The organism is Streptomyces sp. JLBG701 (genome assembly GCF_058544905.1).
Window position 1 is genome coordinate 6067344 of the sequence record NZ_CM178588.1, and the last position, 16251, is coordinate 6083594.

Below are 16251 nucleotides of genomic sequence, written 5' to 3' on the forward strand. Positions count from 1 at the left end.
TCGTGCACAAGCGCGGCCTAGCGTGGGCGCCCCTCCTGCGACGGAGTCAGGAGAAGAGAGGGGAACTCCCATGCGTACAGGTCTCGCCGTGCCTCAGTACGGTGTCTTCGCCACGCCCGAGGCGGTGATCGAAGTCGCCCGTGCCGCCGAGGAGTTGGGCTACGACAGTCTCTGGACCGCGGACCGCATCCTCACCCCGCGTCAGCTGAAGGACCCCTATCCGGGCGGGGACGGCACGATGCCGGAGGAATACCGCACGTTTCTCGACCCGCTCACCGTGCTGACGCTGGCCGCGGCGGTCACCGGGCGGGTGCGGCTGGGCACCAGCACGTTGAACGCCCTGTGGTACGCGCCGGTCCTGCTCGCCCGCACGCTGACCTCCCTGGACGTCGTCAGCCACGGACGCCTCGACGTCGGCATCGGCCTCGGCTGGATGCGCGACGAGTACCGGGCGGTCGGGGTGCCGTGGGAGCGGCGCGGGGAGCAGCTGGAGCAGTGGCTGGACGCGGCGGAGGCCATCTGGGGCAGCGCCGAGGTGTGTCATGACGGTGAGCGGTGGTCGATTCCGCCGTCGAGCATCGGGCCCAAGCCGGTCCAACGGCCCCGGCCGCCCCTGCTGTTCGGCGGATTCTCACCCGGCGCCCTGGAGCGGATCGGGCGGCGCGGAGACGGCTGGCTGTCGGCGGGGCTGCCGGCACCCGTGCTCACCACGCTGTGGGACACCGTGCGCCGGGCGGCCGACATGGCCGGCCGGGACGCGGACGCGCTGCGCACGGTCATCCGCGTCAACGCCAACCTGACCGACACCCCGGCGCCCGCGGACCGCGTCCCGAACGAGGGCACGGTCGCGCAGATCGCCGACTATCTGCTGAGCACGGCCGAGGCCGGCATCGGCGAGGTGGAGGCGTTCGTCGATTTCCAGCAGACCACCACCACGACCGGGCAACTCCTTGATGCCGTCGAGGAGTTGGCGAAGCGGCTGCGTCTAGGTCGAGGCCCGGGTGTGCGGTTCGGGGACCGCGGTGATCCTCGGCGCGGACACCTCGTCCCCCAACGCGAGGAGCCTGGTGCGCAGTTCCTCCGCGGTCGTGGGGTCGGCCGCGGCCAGCAGGTGCAGGGCGCGCTCCCATACGGTGCGGGCGGCGCCGGGGTCGCCGGTGGCGAGGTAGGTGTCGCCGAGGTGGCGCAGTGTCCCGGCCTCGCTGAAGGTGTCGCCGACCTCGCGGTAGAGCCGTAGCGCGCACTGGTAGCAGGCGATGGCCTGTTGGTGTTCGCCCAGGTGGTGGCGGGCGATGCCGAGGCTGGCCCAGGTGCCGGCCTCGCCGTAGCGGGTTCCGCCGAGGCCGGCGATCGCGGTCAGGGTCTCCTCGAAGTGGGCGGCGGCCCGGCGGTGGTCGCCCCGCAGGACGTGGGTCCAGCCCAGGGCGTGCAGGGCGCTGGTCGCGGCCAGGTGGTCGCCGGCCGCCCGGTAGAGGGCGAGCGCCCGGCCGGCCGCGTCCAGCGCTCCGTCGTGGTCGCCGAGCCGGTCGAGCAGCCAGCCGTGGCTGCGGTGGGCGTGGGCGAGGCCGAGGGAGTCGCCGAGTTCGGTGCACAGGCCGAGGGAGTGCCGGATGTGGGTGCGGGCGTCCTCGTACCGTTCGAGGCGGGCCGAGGCGCGGGCCAGGCCGCGGTGCAGATGCGCCTGCGCGGTGCGGTCGCCGTCGCGTACGGCCGCGTCGAGACCGGCACGGTGCAGCGCGGCGGACTCGTGCCAGTGGCCCTGCCGGTCCATGAAGCGCTCCAGCGCCCAGGCCAGCCGCCACACATGGGCGTCATGGCCCGCCTCCGCAGCCGGGGCAACGAGCGCGTGCAGGACCCGCCGCTCGGCCGTGTACCAGCGCAGCGCCTGTCCGTCGTCGGCGAAGGACTCGGGGCGGGCGCCGTCCACAGCTGTGGACAGAGAACTGGTCGTCCACCAGGGGGAGTAGCGGAGTCCGGCGGCGTACGCGGTGTGCAGACAGTGGTCGAGGAGGCGGAGCCGGGCCGCGTCCCGCTCGGCCGGCCCGTCGTCCCGCGCCGCGCGTTCCATGGCGTACGTCCGCAGCAGGTCGTGGCACGTGTATCGGCCGGGCAGGTGTTCCGTGAGCAGGTGGGCGCGGGTGAGTTCGGCCAGCAGTCGGCGGATCTCCTCCGGGGCGCGGTCCGCGACGGCCGTCGCGGCCGGCACCGTGACGTCCGGACCGGGGTGCGTCGACAGCAGCCGCAGCAGCCGCGCGGCCCCCGGGCTCAGCGCACGGTAGGACCACGACAGGACCGCCCGTACGTCACCGGCCGGGTCGGGATCCGTGAAGGCGTCCAGGCTGTCCCGGGCCTCCCGCAGGTCGGCGGCGACAGCGGCCAGCGGGAAGGCGGGGTGGGTGGCCGCCCGGGTGGCGACGACGGCCAGGGCCAGCGGCAGCCCCGCGCACCGGGCGACGATCTCCGCCACGGCGTCCGGCTCGGCCAGCACCCGGTCGGCGCCGAGCCGCCGTACGAGGGACTCCCGGGCCTCGGCGGACGAGAGCCGGTCCAGGGCGAGGGGATGCGCGGCCTCGGCGGTGACCAGGCCGAACAGCCGGTCCCGGCTGGTGACGACGACCAGGCAACCCGGGCTGCCCGGGAGCAGCGGACGGACCTGTTCGGCGTCCCGCGCGTTGTCCAGGAGGATCAGCACGCGGCGCCGGGCGAGCAGACTGCGGTAGAGACCGGTCTGGGCGTCCGTGCCGGCCGGCATCCGCTGCGGCGGCACCCCGAGCGCCTCCAGGAAGCCGCGCAGCGCCTCGCCCGGGTCCGTCGCCGCGCCGCCGGGGTCGAAGCCGCGCAGGTTGACGTACAACTGCCCGTCCGGGAAACGGTGCGCGATGCGGTACGCCCAGCGCACGGCCAGCGTGGTCTTGCCGATGCCGCCCATCCCGCTGATCACGGCGATCCGCATGCCGGGTATGTCCCTGGCCGACAGGCCTACCAGCTCGGCGAGTTCGGACCGCCGGCCCGCGAACGCGCCGAGCTCGGAAGGGAGTTGGGTCGGCCGTACGAAGGGGGCGGGCGCCGTGTGCCGCTCCGGTGCGTCGGGGACGACGGAGAGCCGGGCCGGAGAGGGAGTGGGGGGTATGGGCGTCACGGGCGTGGAAGCCGACGACTCGGGAGTCTCGGGCAAGGGCGTCGCGGGCGGCGAGTGCACCCGTAGCGCGGGCGTCACGGGCCCCGTCGGCTGCGCCGGGACGCCCGCACGCAGCACTTCCTCCTGTACGGCCCGCAGCTCGGCCCCGGGCTCGACGCCCAGCTCGGCGGCGAGCACGGCCCGGACCCGCTGCCAGGTGTCAAGGGCCGCCGCCCGCTGCCCGGTCGCCGCCAGGGCGCGCACCAGGCGGGCCTGGAGTGGCTCGTCGAGCGGATGCTCGGCCGCGGCCCGGTGCAGCACGGCGAGCAACTGCCCGACCGCACCGGCACCTACTGCCGCGCCCGCGCCCGTGCCCGTTCCCGCTCCCATCCCCGCGTCGGCCGCCTCCCTCACCACCCCCAGGTATTCCCGCTCCAACGCGACGAACGCGGGGTGCGAACGCGCCTCCACGGGCACCCCCGTCGCGACCGTACCGGTGCGCAGGTTCAGCGCCTCCAGGTACAGCGCTACGGCGGCCTCGGCACCCCCGGCCGCCCGCGCCCTCCGCACCAGCTCCCGGAACCCCAGCAGGTCCAGGGTCTCCGGCGACGCGTTCAGCCGGTAGCCGCCCGCGTCCCGGACCAGCCACCGCCCCGTCGCCCGCATCGCCAACTCCGGCTCCAGCAGCCGCCGCAGTACGCCGATGTGCCGGTACACCGCGTTCGCGGGCGAGCCCGGCGGTGCCTCGCCCCACAGCGCGAGCTGTACCTCCTCCATGGCCACCGGGCGCCCCGCGTGTGCCATCAGCAGCGCCAGCAGCAGACGTTGCTGGGCGGCGCCGAGCGGCACCTCCGCGCCGTCGCGCCACACTCGTACCGGTCCCAGAACCGCGAACCGCATCGTCACCGTCGTAGCCATCCCTCGTGCACAGTCCCCGTGGTCATTCCTCGCGCGCGGTCCCCCGTGCGGGCGCCCCGCAGCCCGGTCAGGCGGCCGGAAGCCCGTCGATCCAGCCCAGCACCAGCGCGTTGAACTCGGCCGCCCGCTCCTGGAACAGCCAGTGGCCGACCTCTTCGAGCACGACCGAAGCGCTGTACGGGTGCGTGCTCAGGGACTCCTCCCAGTCCCCGTCGATCCCCTTGGCCTTGAGGGAGTCGGCCGCCGACAGCGACAGCACCGGGCAGGCGCGGCGGGCGAGGTACGTCTCGACGCCGGGCCGCACGGTCAGCGCGACGGCGCTCTCGTCGAACAGGCCGTGGAAGACGTCCCGTACGGTCATCGGGTCCATGCCGAGGGTCCGCCTGCGGTGCCAGACGCGCAGGGCGTCCGCCTCGGGGCCGGTCGCGGCGGTGTTCTCCAGGCCGCCGAGTACCGCGGCGGCCGTACCGACCGGGTCCGGGACGCGGAAGGCGGCGGCGAGCTGCGGCGCGAACTCCGCCTCGAAGCCGTAAGAGGGGTCCACGGTGACCACCGCCCGTACCAGGGAGGGGTGTTCGACCGCGAGGACGGAGCCGACGAGAGCGCCCAGCGAGTGCCCCACGACGACCACCGGACCGGCGTCGATCTCGTCGATCAGCTCCACCAGGTCCGCCGCGAAGTCCCGCGGGCGCTGCCCGCCGGTCAGCCCGGACGACCGGCCGTGACCGCGCAGGTCGGGCGCGATCACCCGGTGCCGCGCGGCGAACGCCCCGATCTGCGCCGACCAGTCGTGTGAGTCGCAGGTCGCGCCGTGCACCAGCAGCAGGGTCTCGCCCGAACGGTCGCCCGCGGGGCCCTCGTCGGTGTGGAACAGTCGGTTTCCGTTGATCACGCTGTACGTCACTGCACACGCTCCTCGCGCAAGTTCACTGGTTCTGCGGGCCCTTCGAAGGTGGCGGGAGCGTAGGCAGGGCGCAGTGGACGAAGTGTGCCTGGCTTGTGACCACGCATGCGCTCGTCCACGCTCTCGTCGGCGCGGACGAGTTCGGTGGCGTACGCGCGCAGCAGGTCGTGGCAGCCGTATCGGCCGGGCGAGCGTTCGGTGAGCAGGTGGGCGTCGGCGAGTTCGGCGAGCAGGGACCGGGTTCGTGCGACGGGCTCGCCGGCGAGGGCGGCTGCGGCTTGGACGGTCAACTCGGCGCCCGGATGCAGCGACAGCAGCCGGAAGAGGCGGGCGGCGGCGGCCCCGAGTGCGTCGTACGACCATGAGAACACCGCCCGTACGTCGGTCGCGGGGTCGGTGTCCCGGAACGCGTCGAGCCCGCCCTGAGCCGCCCGCAACTGCCCGGCCAGCGCCGCCAGCGGAAACCCGGGGTGCGCGGCGGCGCGCGCGGCGACCATGGCCAGGGCGAGGGGGAGCCGCGCGGTGAGCGACACGATCTCCGACGCCGCCTCCGGTTCGGCGTTCACCCTGGCCGCACCGACCCGCAGGGCCAGGGCCGAGCGGGCCTCGGCCGCAGTGAGCACGTCCAGGGCGAGCGGGTGGGCGCCGTCGGCGGAGACCAGCCCGGTGAGCCGGTTGCGGCTGGTCACGAGCACCAGACAGCCGGGGGCCCCGGGGAGCAACGGCCGCACCTGCGCGCCGTCGCGTGCGTTGTCCAGCACCACCAGCACCCTGCGGCCCGCCAACAGGCTGCGGTACAGGGCGGCTTGGGCGTCGAGTCCGTCGGGTATGCGCGCGGCCGGTACGCCGAGGGCGTCCAGGAACCCCCGTAGGGCGTCCTGGGGATGCGTGGGCCGGGCGGCGTCGGGCGCGAAGCCACGGAGGCCGGCATACAGCTGCCCGTCCGGGAAGCGATCGGCCACGTCGTGGGCGAGGTGCAGGGCGAGGGCGGTCTTGCCGACGCCGGCGGGGCCGGTGATGGTGCTGATGACGGTGGAGGGCGGGGTGGTGGCAGTGGTCTCGGGACCGGGGTCGGTTTCGGTGACCAGGGCGCGCAGACGGGCCAGTTCGGCTTCCCGGCCGACGAAGACTGGGAGCGGCGCGGGGAGTTGGGCCGGCATTACGGGTGGTGTGTCGGGGGCGGACGTAGGTGAGGTCACGGAGGCGGGCGGCGTTGGGTCGCCGGACGAGTCCGCGAGAGCGGTGCCGGATTCCGTACGGCCTTCAACTCCCGGCGCGTGTGCCGCCGTGCGGGCTTCCGCATCCGCCGCGGTCGCCTCTCGCCCGGCCGCGGTCAGCTCCGACCCGGGGTCGACGCCCAGCTCGTCGGTCAGCCGGGTCGCCGCCGAGCGGAACACCTCCAGCGCCTCCGTCCGTCGGCCGGTCGCCGTGAGGGCCCGGACGAGCAGGGACTGGAGCCCCTCGTCGAGCGGGTGGCGGGTCGCGGTCTCGGTGAGGGCGGGCAGGATGCGGGTCGCCGCGCCGCAGCCGAGGGCCACGTCGGCGGCCTCGCGGACCACGGCGTCGTACTCGCGATCCAGCTCGGTGAAGACGGGATGCGGGGGAGCCTCGGCGGGGCAGCCGGCGGTCGGGCCGTGCCGTAGCGCGAGCGCGTCCGCAAACACCTCCACGGCCTGCCCGGGGTCGGGTCGCCGTAGCAACTTCCTTGCTGTGCCGACCTGTTGGCGGAACCGCGACAGATCCACCGAGTCGGTCGGCGCCAGCAGCCGATAGCCGCCTCCGCCCCGCAACAGCAGTGTGCCTGCCGCCCGGTTGGGCAGATCCGGCTCCAACAGCCGTCGTAGCGCGCCGACATGGCGATGCACCATGTTCACCGCGCGTGCGGGCTGCCGGTCCGCGCCCCAGAGCGCGTCGACGATGTCCGGCAACGGCACCGGGGAACCGGACCGGGCCAGCAGAAGGGCGAGGAGCGTGCGCCGCAGGGGCGGTCCCGGGTCCACCTCGACCTCGTCCCGCCAGACCCGTACGTCCCCGAGAACCGTGAACCGTAACGGCACCGGTGTCATCGCATCCCTCCGCCCCCGCCGACCTGGTCGTCATGCTAGGCAGCGGCGGGAACGGTACTCACGGGGCTGGACATTTCCGGCGTGGCACGGCGAGGGAACGGCGGCCGAGCTCGCGTCCTACGTGCCCGCCGCCGCGACCACCTCCGCGATCGCCCCGAGCGCGTCATGGCGCTCGAACTCCTCCCGCAACCCGGCCGCCCGCTTCCGGAACCCGGGCTCGGCCAGCACCCTTCGCACGGCGTCCCGCACGGCCTCGGGCGACGGCCGCCCGGTGCGCAGGTCGAGCCCGGTCCCGCTCCACTCCACCCGGGCCGCGACCTCCGGCTTGTCCTCCCCGTCCCCGGCCACGACGAGCGGGACGCCGTGCCGCAGGGCCTGGTGGACCCCGCCGTATCCCCCGTTGGTGACCAGGGCCGAGGCGTGCGGGAGGAGTGCGTCGAAGGGGACGTAGCCGCCGAGTCGGGTGTTCCCGGGGACGGGTCCGGCCGCCCGGATCGCGTCCGGGCCGTCCGCGCGGCCGGTCGCGGCGACGACCAGGACGTCCTCGCCGGCCAGCGCGTCGAGGGCGGGCCGCACCAGTCGTCCCAGATCACGGTTGTCGAAGGACCCCTGGGTGACCACGACGACCGGACGGTCCGAACCCACCATCTCCGCCCACCAGTCGGGAAGCGGCCGCGATCCGCTCGGCGGCGCGGCCGGCAGCGGCCCGACGAACCGGAACGACGGCGGCAGGTCGCCGCGCGGATACTCGAACCCGGGGACGGTCAGCTGGAGATAGTGGTCCGGCACGGTCACCAGGCAGTCCAGCAGGAAGCCCGGCAGCTCGGTGCCGCTCTCCCCGAAGTTGTCCTCGACGTGCCGCTGGGCGTCCGCGAAGACGTCCCTGACCTGGTCGTTCATCTCCCGGTGCCGCTTCTTCGCGCCCTCTCCGACCAGGGGCTGCATGCCGAGACCGATGGGCGGCGCGTCCTCGCTGAGCAGGGTCGGCATGGTGATGCCGAGGCTGACGGTGACCGGCCGGCGGCCCGGCGGAGCGGACAGGGCGAGCGCGGTGGCGCCCAGGAACAGCGGATCGCCGATCACGACGGACGCCGGGAAACGGCGGGCGAGCAGGCTCCGCAGCGCACGGTACTGGGCGGCGGTGGGATCGCCGAAGACGTGCTTCAGGTCGTAGTCCAGCTGCCTCGGCCCCGCCGCGAGGGCGCCGCGCTCGGGGAAGTACAGCTCCAGCCGCCGGTCGTCGAAGTCCGCGTCCGGCGGCAACGACACGTGCAGGGCACCGGCGGCCCGCACATCCTCGGCGAACCGGCTCCCGGTCAGCACGACGACCTCGTGCCCGCGCCGGACGAGATCGGCGGCCACGGTGAGGACGGGCTGAACGTGGCCGTGAAAGGGCGTTGCAGTGGCGATGACCAGTGTCACGAGGGCTCCCTGCGCTCGACGTACGGTGCGCAGGGAGCGTAGGAGCCGGGTGTGCAGAACAAGTGCGGGCCGCCTGACAGTTGCCGCGGGCCCAGCGCCAGGCCGCGCTCCGGCGGCCAGAACTCGGGCTTCGCGCCGGGGACGGGGTCGTCCCCGCCTTCCAGCCACAGCCCTTCGCCTCCGCCGGGGGTGAAGAAGGAGACCATGTACGCCTGTTCGTCGGCGAGGTTCCGGAACCGGTGCCGTGTGCCCCTCGGTACGAAGACGAAGTCACCGGCGTGCGCCATGAAGGTCTGGTCGCCGTTCAGGAATTCCAGCGAACCCGAGATGAGGTAGAAGGATTCGTCGGCGCTCTTGTGCACGTGCGCTATCGGTCCGACATCCACTTGGGCACCCTCTTCTCGGCGGGGACGTGCAGGACGCGCGGAGTGTAGTAACCCATGTCGTTTCCTCGGGAGTTGGAAGCAATAGGTTGGATGCAGGAGGTCAGTGGGCGCCGAACCGCCGTGCCTGCGCGGTGGCGGTCCGGACGCCTTCGGTGAAGGGCTCGCCGTGGCCGGGCAGCAGCAGGTCCGCCGTCAGTTCGTCGAGACGGTCGAGGGCGGTGAGCGCGGCCCGGCTGTCGTGGGTGAAGCAGCGGCTCACGATGGTGGGTCCGGTGCGGTCGGTGAAGCCGTCGGCGGTGACCAGGGCGTCGCCCGTGAAGAGCAGCCCGCGGTCGGTGAAGACGTACGCGGTGCTGCCGGGTGTGTGGCCGGGCAGTACGACGGCCTGCGGGGCGCCGGGGACGTCCTTCAGCACCTGGTCGGCGTCGAAGACCCGCGCACCCTGCACCGCGGGCGCTGTGAAGGCTCCGGAGCGGGCCAGTCGGAGGGGAAGGACGAGCGCGGAGGGCCTGCGCAGCAGGTAGGGAAGCATCGAACGCTCGGGCTTGGCGTGACGCATCGAGCTGCGCGGGCCGTCGCGCAGGATGACGGCGTCCCGCTCGTGGACCCAGAGGTCGGCGCCGGCTTCCTGGAGGGTGTGGGCCAGCCCGGTGTGGTCGGCATGGCCGTGGGTCAGGAGTACGGCACGGATGTCGGCCGGGGAGTGGCCGAGGCCGTTCAGCAGCGTGCGCAGCTGTTTGAGCTGGGCGGGCACTCCCGCGTCGACCAGGACGAGACCGTCGGGGTTCTCGATCAGGTAGAAGTTGACGGCATGATCGCCGAGACGGTGGACGCCAGGGGCGACCTGCGTGGGCGCGGGACGGGACATGCGAGCCTCCGGCGGCCGAACAGTATTCGATACAGTCGACTGTAACGGAATTGGAGGTGTGCCGATGGCGGATGGGACGCCACGCCGGTCCTACAACTCCGAGGGCCGGCGCGAGGCCGCGCGCCGCAACCGTGCCGCCGTGCTGGCGGCCTGCCGTGAGCTGCTCTTCCGGGAGGGCTACCAAGCCACGACCGTGCGCGCGGTGGCCGAGCGGGCGGGTGTCTCCGCCGAGACGGTGTACAAGTCGTTCGGCGGCAAGCCGGGCATGGTCAAGGCCCTGTGGGACATCACGCTGGCCGGGGACGACGAGCCGGTTCCGATGGGGGAACGCCCCCAGGTGCAGGAGATCCTGGGGACAAGGGAGTTGGGCGCGAAGCTCCGGCTCTACGCCGCGTACGCGCGCGGCATCCATGAACGCGTCGCCGCGCTGTTCGCCCTGCTGACCCAGGCCGGGCCGGACGTCGGGGAGGTCCTGGAGACCGCCGAGCGGGAACGGCTGACCGGCGTCACCGCGTTCGTCACGCACCTCGACGAGACCGGCGCGCTGGCCCCGGAGGCGGATCCGGCCCAGCTGGTGGACGCCGTCTGGGCCCTGGCCGGCCCCCAGCTGTACACCCAGCTCACGGCGGGGCGGGGCTGGTCCGCCGACACGTACGAGAAATGGCTGGCCGACATGCTCACGGCCACGCTCGGGTGAAGGCGTCCGCAAACCCTGGCGCCCGGTTCAGCGGCCGGGAGGTGCGCCCTCCCCTTTCCTGTCGAGGATGCCGAGCAGGATGACGTCGAGGGCGCCGTCGAGGCGGTCGCGCAGGTCGAAGGGGGCGGGCTCCACCCGGATCCAGCGCAGGACCGTGGAGAAGTAGCTGGCGGCCAGCATCGCGCCGACCTGGTCGGCGTCGACGCCTGTCCGGAGTTCTCCGCGCTGCCGTCCCCGCTCGGCGATCTTCGCCAGTTCGATCTCCAGGGAGCGGTCGTGCAGGAGGCTGCCGACCCGGGCGCCGGCGTCCATCAGGATGGTGGTCTCCGCCCGGGAAGCGATATTGAGTTCGGCCATCTCCCGTAGGTAGCGGCGCAGTTGGTCGCCCGTCGACAGGTCCTCCAGCTGGGACGAGCCGAGGATCTCCGCGACCCGCGCCCGCCGCCGGGCGCCCCACTCCTCCAGGAAGCCGACCTTCTGGGAGAAGTGGTTGAAGACGGTGGCCCGGGCGACGTCGGCGGTCTCCGCGATCTGCTCCATGGTCGTCGCCTCGTAGCCCTGGGAGACGAACAGGTCCAGCGCGGCGGCGTAGAGCTGATCGCGCACCTGTCGGCGCTTGCGCTCGCGACGTCCGGTGGGCCGGGTGTCCGCTGCGGCTGTGGCTCCTGCCTCCGGGATCTGCATGGCCCCCAGTACAGCACGGACGTGCACGGGTCTTGACCCGCCCGGACCCTTCTCTTTAGATTGCCATCCATCGGTGGACTTGAGTCCATCAATGGACTCAAGTCTTGCACTGGAGGCAGCGTGGCTTCCCTGGTTTCCCCCCTCCGTCCGGTCGATCTCGGCCGTAGCTGTCATGCGTGGATCCCGAGCGCCGGCGGCTGGGGCATGAGCAACGCCGGGCTGGTCACCGGCCGCGGCGAGTCCCTGCTCGTCGACACCCTCTTCGACCTGCACCTGACCCGGACCATGCTGGCCGCACTGGCGCCGCTGACCGGCCCCGCGCCCATCTCGACCGTGGTCAACACCCACGGCAACGGCGATCACTGGTTCGGCAACCAGCTCGTGGCCCACGCCGAGATCATCGCCGCCCGCGGATCGCTGACCGACATGCGGCAGGCGGGCCCGGCCGAGGTGCGGGCGCTGCTGGCCGAGGACAGCGACGCCGGACGATTCGCCCGCCGGATCTTCGCCCGCTTCGACCACCGCGACGTCCGCCCCGTCCTCCCGAACCGGGTCTTCGACGGAGAGACGGTCCTCGACATCGGCGGGACGGAGGTCCGGCTGATCGACGCGGGGGCCGCGCACAGCGCCGGAGACACGATCGTCCACGTCCCGAGCGCGCGGACCGTCTACACCGGTGACATCGTCTTCGCCGGCGCCACACCCGTCGTATGGCACGGCCCGCTCGCGGTCGGCCTCGCCGCCTGCGACCTGCTGTTGAGCCTCGACGTGGACACCGTCGTGCCCGGACACGGCCCGGTCACCACCAAGGCGGCCGTCCGGACCGTCCGCGACTACCTGTCGTACGTCCATGAAGAGGCCACCGCCCGCTTCACCGCCGGAATGCCGGCCGCGGACGCCGCACGGGACATCCGCCTCGGCCCCTTCGCCGGCCTGGAGGAGAGCGAACGCCTCGCGGTCAACGTGTACACGGTCTACCGCGAACTCGACCCCGGCCTGTCCCCGCTCGACGGCCCCCAGCTCTTCGGCCGCATGGCCTGCCTCGCCCACCCCTGAGCCGCACCCATCAAGGAGGAGACATGGTCTCCAGCCCCGCCTACGATCCACCCGCCGCCGCTTCCTCCGACACCCCGGCCGTCCTGCGCCCGGGCACCCTCGTCGCCGGCTGCCTGGCGGTCTGCCTCGCCCAGATAGGCCTCGTCCTGCCCGCCGCGATCAACGGCGTCATCCAGCGCTCCCTGCAGACCTCCGGCGCCGAACTCACCTGGATCAGCGACGCGTTCCTCGTGCCCGCTGCGGTCCTGGCGTTGACCTTCGGTGTCGTAGGTGACCTGTACGGTCGTAAGAAACTCCTGGTGGGCGGCGCCCTCCTGGCGGCGGTCGGCTACCTGGTCTCCGCCACCTCCGACTCTGCGGCGCAGCTGATCACCGGGCAGGCGCTGTCCGGCATCGGCGCCGCGGCCCTCTTCCCCGCCTCCCTCGCCGTGATCATCGCCGGGACCCCGACACCGGCGGCCCGCGCCAGGGGGCTGGCCTCCTGGACCACCGCGCTGTCGATGGGTGCCCTCATCGCCCCGCTGCTGTCCGGCGCGGTCGTCGAACACGCCTCCTTCCACTGGGCGTTCGCGGCCACCGGCGTCCTCGCGCTCGTCACCGCGGTCGTGGCCTGGCGGCTGACCGCCGAATCGAGCGCACCCGAAGGCCGCTCGCTGGACTGGCCGGGGCAGATCACCATCGCCCTCGCCCTGCTGGCCCTGCTCTACGGCATCATCCAGGGCCCCACCGACGGCTGGTGGTCGGTGACGGTCGTCGGCTCCTTCGTCCTCGCCGCGCTGATGCTGGGGGCGTTCATCGCGGCCGAGTCGCGCGGCAAGTCACCCATGCTGCGCCTGGAGTTGTTCCGCAACCCCGCGTTCGCGGCCTCGGCCGCCATGGCGGTGATCGGCCTGTTCGGCTTCCTGGGCGGCGCGTACGACCTGAGCATCCGGCTCGGCGTCATCCAGCACCAGAGCCCGCTGCGGGCCGCGGTGCCGTTCCTGATCATCCAGGCCGTCACCCCGCTCATCTGGCCGCTCCTTGTCCGCCTGCTCCAGCGGGTGGGGCCGGGCCCGATGCTGGTCACCGGATTCGTCTCGCTGGCCGTCGCCCAACTGTGGCTGCGTGCCGTGCCGGTGCACGAGACCGGAATTCCCGCCCTGCTGGGACCACTTGTGCTCAACGGCGTCGGCTTCGGACTCGTCGTCGCCGCCATCACCGCCGCCGCCGTCAACGTCGTACCGCCCCACCTCACCGGTATGGCCGCCGCGACCACCAGCCTGGTCCGCGACCTCGGCCAGACCCTCGGCCCTGCGGTCGTCGGCGCCGTCGCCCTCGCCGCGGCCACGGACCAACTGACCGGCAGCCTCAGTTCGGCGGCCCTCACCCCCGCCGAACACGGCACGGCCACGGCCGTCCTCGACGCGGGCGGCCCGCTCGCGCTGCACACCGCCGACCTGGGCCCGCTCAGCGCCAAGCTCGCCCCGCTCACCGAACGGGCCCTGGCGGTCGGATACGCCGACGTCCTGCTGCTCACCGCCGGCGCCTGTGTGACCGCCGCGGTGATCGCCGCCGTCTTCCTGGGAGTCAGGCCGCGCGCTGTCGCCCAGCTGGAGGGGAGCCGGTCATGAGGTTCGCGACCTTCCTGTACGGCGGCCGACGGCAGCCGGGAGTCGTGGTGGACGACCATGTCTACCCCTTCGAAGTCCCGGCAGAACTACAGGAGTTCATCAAGGCGGGAGAGGACGTGTTGCGCACGGCAGCTGCGGACGCCCTGGCCGGGACAACACCCCTGCCGCTGGCCGACGTACGACTGCTGCCCCCTCTTCAGCCGCCCACGGTGCGGGACTTCGTGACCTTCGAGCGCCATGTGGAGGGCATGGCGCGAGGACACGGCGACACCGTCCCCGAGGAGTGGTACGAGGCCCCCACCTTCTACTTCACCAACCCCTACGCGGTGATCGGCGCCCACGACGACGTGCCCGTCCCGCCCGGCTGCGAACGCTTCGACTTCGAACTGGAAGTAGCCGCAGTCATCGGCAAGGCAGGCCGCGACCTCACCCCCGACCAGGCCCGCGAGCACATCATCGGCTACACGATCCTCAACGACTGGTCCGCCCGCGACCTCCAGGCCCGCGAGATGAACGTGAGACTGGGCCCGGCCAAGGGCAAGGACTCCGCCACCACTCTCGGCCCCTGGCTGGTCACCGCGGACGAACTCGAACCCCACCGCACGGCCGACGGCTTCCTCGACCTCCACCTCACCGTCGAGGTCAACGGCGAGACCGTCGGCCAGGACAGCCTTGCCAACATGGCATGGACCTTCGAGGAGATGACGGCCTACGCCTCCCGCGGCACCTGGGTCCGCCCCGGCGACGTCCTGGGCTCCGGCACCTGCGGCAACGGCGGCTGCCTGGCCGAACTCTGGGGCCGCCACCGCGTCTTGGAACCGTCACCGCTCCATGCCGGAGACACGGTCACCATGACCGTCCAGGGCATCGGAAGCATCAGCAACACCGTCGTCGAAGGGGTGCGGCCCATACCCGTACCGCGCGCGCGTCACCGACGCTGATCACAGCGGACAGCGAAAGGACCGGGGGTGGTACTGCTGTTCCTCCCCGCGAGGCTGGTGGCTGCCGGGGTTTTGGAGGACGATCGGGCACGCGAAGCGTCCGGCGAGTTCGGTCATCGCGGCCGTCGGACCTTCATGACGTGAGATGGCGGCGCCGCCCTGCTTGTGGTCGGGCCACGTAGCGCCGCAGACCCCGCATCCGCCGCCCGGCCCCCGGCCACGGACCGCAGATCGACCAAGCGGAGGAGACCAACCGCCGGATGCTGGACTTCAATGGCCTCCGTCGACTGACGGACGCCGTGCGGTTCCCGGAGGGGCCCTCTCACGCCTCTGTGCCGGTGTCGGTGATGTCCTCACCGAAGGCCGCGGCGAGCGCCTTGGTGATCAGGCCGGGCAGTTCGGTCCGTCCGTCGTCCTCGGCCCAGCGCACCAACGCTGTGTGCATGGCGGCAAGACAGGCGCCGGCCGCCGCCTGGGCGTGGAAGGCCGTGTCGGGATCGGTGGCGTCGACCCCGAGGGCGTCGACGATCGCCTGCTGAAGGGCGTAGTGGTTGTCCAGGTGCCTGGCCCGCAGGGCCGGCGTCGAGATCATGAGCCGGAGGCGGGCCAGCAGGAACTGCTCGTCAGCCGTCAGGCCGTCGGCATGGCCGCCCCCGGTCAACGCCGTGGCCGAGTCGACGAGCGCGCCGCCGATACGGCGGACGAGGGGCTGTGCGGCGGACGACGCGACGATCCGCTCGGCGATGAGCCGACCAATCTCGTCGACGAGCACGAGGTCTTCCTTCGTGGGGAAGTGCCGGTACACGGTCATGGGGGACACCCCCGCGGCTTCGGCGACGTCGGTCACGGTCGTGGCGTCGTATCCGCGCGTGGTGAACAGCCGTACCGCGTGCGCCTGGATCACGCGCTGAGTCTCGGCTCGGCCCGGTGGAACCGCGCTCGCCGTCAGGGCGGAGCTGGGCGTGGACGACGACGTCGAGACCCTCTTCGCGGGAGTCGAGGCCGCCCTGGCCGGGCGGCCGCTCGACATCCTGGTCAACAACGCGGCGGCCGCGCCCGCCGGTCCGCTCGGAGTCACGACGCGGACGGAGTTCGACCGGCTCTTCGCGGTGAACGTGCGAGCGCCGTACTTCATCATCCAGCGGGCCCTGCCCCTGCTCCGCGACGGTGGTCGCATCGTCACGATCTCCTCCGTGGCGACCCGGATGGCCAACCCCGCCCAGACGTCCTTCGCCATGACGAAGGGCGCGGTCGAGACGATGAGCATGACCCTGGCCGGCGAGCTCGGGGTCCGGGGAATCACGGTGAACGCGGTCGCTCCCGGCGCCACCAGAACGGCGACGAACGGCGCGTTCTTCGAGGCGCCGGGCCTGGCCGAGTTCATCTCGGGCATGACGGCGCTGGATCGGCTGGGCGGGCCCGACGATGTCGCCGACGTGGTCGCGTTCCTGGCCTCCGACGAGGCGCGCTGGGTCACCGGCCAGGTCATCGATGCGAGCGGTGGCCTGTTTCTCGGCCCGCGCGTCTGATCGCGGGTTGTGGACGAGAACCCCATGCCCGACGGCGATCGCTGCCCTTGTC

Annotated in this window: 12 protein-coding genes and 2 pseudogenes; 6 read left to right on the plus strand and 8 right to left on the minus strand. The window is 72.9% G+C overall.

The features are described from left to right. Positions 1–70: 70 nt before the first annotated feature. Positions 71–889 (plus strand): annotated as a pseudogene (locus AC5DRG_RS28125) (TIGR03619 family F420-dependent LLM class oxidoreductase); the annotation flags it as partial. Positions 890–985: 96 nt separating this feature from the next. Here AC5DRG_RS28125 and AC5DRG_RS28130 read toward each other — a convergent pair. The 6 genes from AC5DRG_RS28130 to AC5DRG_RS28155 all read right to left on the minus strand — a co-directional run bounded on the left by AC5DRG_RS28130 (position 986) and on the right by AC5DRG_RS28155 (position 9682). After that, positions 986–4036, minus strand: coding sequence for an AfsR/SARP family transcriptional regulator (locus AC5DRG_RS28130; RefSeq protein ID WP_491802227.1), 3051 nt, complete (start codon positions 4034–4036; stop codon positions 986–988). Positions 4037–4103: 67 nt separating this feature from the next. Next, a complete protein-coding gene (locus AC5DRG_RS28135; protein ID WP_491802228.1) occupies positions 4104–4940 on the minus strand; it encodes an alpha/beta fold hydrolase in 837 nt (278 codons plus the stop codon). Beyond that, positions 4937–7006, minus strand: coding sequence for an AfsR/SARP family transcriptional regulator (locus tag AC5DRG_RS28140; protein ID WP_491802229.1), 2070 nt, complete (start codon positions 7004–7006; stop codon positions 4937–4939). Before AC5DRG_RS28140 ends, AC5DRG_RS28135 begins: the two co-directional genes overlap by 4 nt. A gap of 117 nt (positions 7007–7123) precedes the next feature. Further along, positions 7124–8428: a glycosyltransferase gene (locus tag AC5DRG_RS28145; RefSeq protein ID WP_491802230.1), complete on the minus strand. Its 1305-nt coding sequence runs from the start codon at positions 8426–8428 to the stop codon at positions 7124–7126. Further along, positions 8425–8814: a cupin domain-containing protein gene (locus tag AC5DRG_RS28150; RefSeq protein ID WP_491802231.1), complete on the minus strand. Its 390-nt coding sequence runs from the start codon at positions 8812–8814 to the stop codon at positions 8425–8427. Before AC5DRG_RS28150 ends, AC5DRG_RS28145 begins: the two co-directional genes overlap by 4 nt. A 100-nt stretch (positions 8815–8914) precedes the next feature. Next, positions 8915–9682: an MBL fold metallo-hydrolase gene (locus AC5DRG_RS28155; RefSeq protein WP_491802232.1), complete on the minus strand. Its 768-nt coding sequence runs from the start codon at positions 9680–9682 to the stop codon at positions 8915–8917. Between the two features lie 64 nt (positions 9683–9746). Here AC5DRG_RS28155 and AC5DRG_RS28160 point away from each other — a divergent pair, with 64 nt between their 5' ends. Continuing rightward, positions 9747–10379 carry a TetR/AcrR family transcriptional regulator gene (locus tag AC5DRG_RS28160; RefSeq protein ID WP_491802233.1) on the plus strand — a complete coding sequence of 211 codons (633 nt, stop codon included), beginning with the start codon at positions 9747–9749 and terminating at the stop codon, positions 10377–10379. A 27-nt stretch (positions 10380–10406) separates the two neighbouring features. Here AC5DRG_RS28160 and AC5DRG_RS28165 read toward each other — a convergent pair whose 3' ends face one another. Further along, positions 10407–11063 (minus strand): TetR/AcrR family transcriptional regulator, encoded by a 657-nt coding sequence (locus AC5DRG_RS28165; RefSeq protein WP_491802234.1) that lies wholly within the window; start codon positions 11061–11063, stop codon positions 10407–10409. A 120-nt stretch (positions 11064–11183) separates the two neighbouring features. Here AC5DRG_RS28165 and AC5DRG_RS28170 point away from each other — a divergent pair, with 120 nt between their 5' ends. The 3 genes from AC5DRG_RS28170 to AC5DRG_RS28180 are packed head-to-tail and all read left to right on the plus strand — an operon-like array spanning position 11184 to position 14670. Further along, a complete protein-coding gene (locus AC5DRG_RS28170; RefSeq protein WP_491802235.1) occupies positions 11184–12119 on the plus strand; it encodes an MBL fold metallo-hydrolase in 936 nt (311 codons plus the stop codon). Positions 12120–12142: 23 nt separating this feature from the next. After that, positions 12143–13729, plus strand: a complete 1587-nt coding sequence (locus tag AC5DRG_RS28175) for an MFS transporter (RefSeq protein ID WP_491802236.1) — start codon at positions 12143–12145, stop codon at positions 13727–13729. After that, positions 13726–14670, plus strand: coding sequence for a fumarylacetoacetate hydrolase family protein (locus AC5DRG_RS28180; RefSeq protein WP_491802237.1), 945 nt, complete (start codon positions 13726–13728; stop codon positions 14668–14670). Before AC5DRG_RS28175 ends, AC5DRG_RS28180 begins: the two co-directional genes overlap by 4 nt. A 322-nt stretch (positions 14671–14992) precedes the next feature. Here the strand turns inward: AC5DRG_RS28180 and AC5DRG_RS28185 are convergent, their stop codons facing one another. Further along, the gene (locus tag AC5DRG_RS28185) at positions 14993–15574 is read right to left on the minus strand and encodes a TetR/AcrR family transcriptional regulator (protein WP_491802238.1); all 582 of its coding nucleotides are present in this window, start codon (positions 15572–15574) and stop codon (positions 14993–14995) included. Between the two features lie 22 nt (positions 15575–15596). On the opposite strand from AC5DRG_RS28185, the pseudogene AC5DRG_RS28190 reads away from it, so the two are divergent. After that, positions 15597–16199, plus strand: a pseudogene (locus AC5DRG_RS28190) (SDR family oxidoreductase); the annotation flags it as partial. Between the last annotated feature and the right edge of the window lie 52 nt (positions 16200–16251).

Coding starts and splice junctions, on each gene's coding strand:
- AC5DRG_RS28130 (WP_491802227.1), bottom strand. CDS start 4,036: ATGGCTACGACGGTGACGATGCGGTTCGCGGTTCTGGGACCGGTACGA.
- AC5DRG_RS28140 (WP_491802229.1), bottom strand. CDS start 7,006: ATGACACCGGTGCCGTTACGGTTCACGGTTCTCGGGGACGTACGGGTC.
- AC5DRG_RS28155 (WP_491802232.1), bottom strand. CDS start 9,682: ATGTCCCGTCCCGCGCCCACGCAGGTCGCCCCTGGCGTCCACCGTCTC.
- AC5DRG_RS28160 (WP_491802233.1), top strand. CDS start 9,747: ATGGCGGATGGGACGCCACGCCGGTCCTACAACTCCGAGGGCCGGCGC.
- AC5DRG_RS28165 (WP_491802234.1), bottom strand. CDS start 11,063: ATGCAGATCCCGGAGGCAGGAGCCACAGCCGCAGCGGACACCCGGCCC.
- AC5DRG_RS28175 (WP_491802236.1), top strand. CDS start 12,143: ATGGTCTCCAGCCCCGCCTACGATCCACCCGCCGCCGCTTCCTCCGAC.
- AC5DRG_RS28180 (WP_491802237.1), top strand. CDS start 13,726: ATGAGGTTCGCGACCTTCCTGTACGGCGGCCGACGGCAGCCGGGAGTC.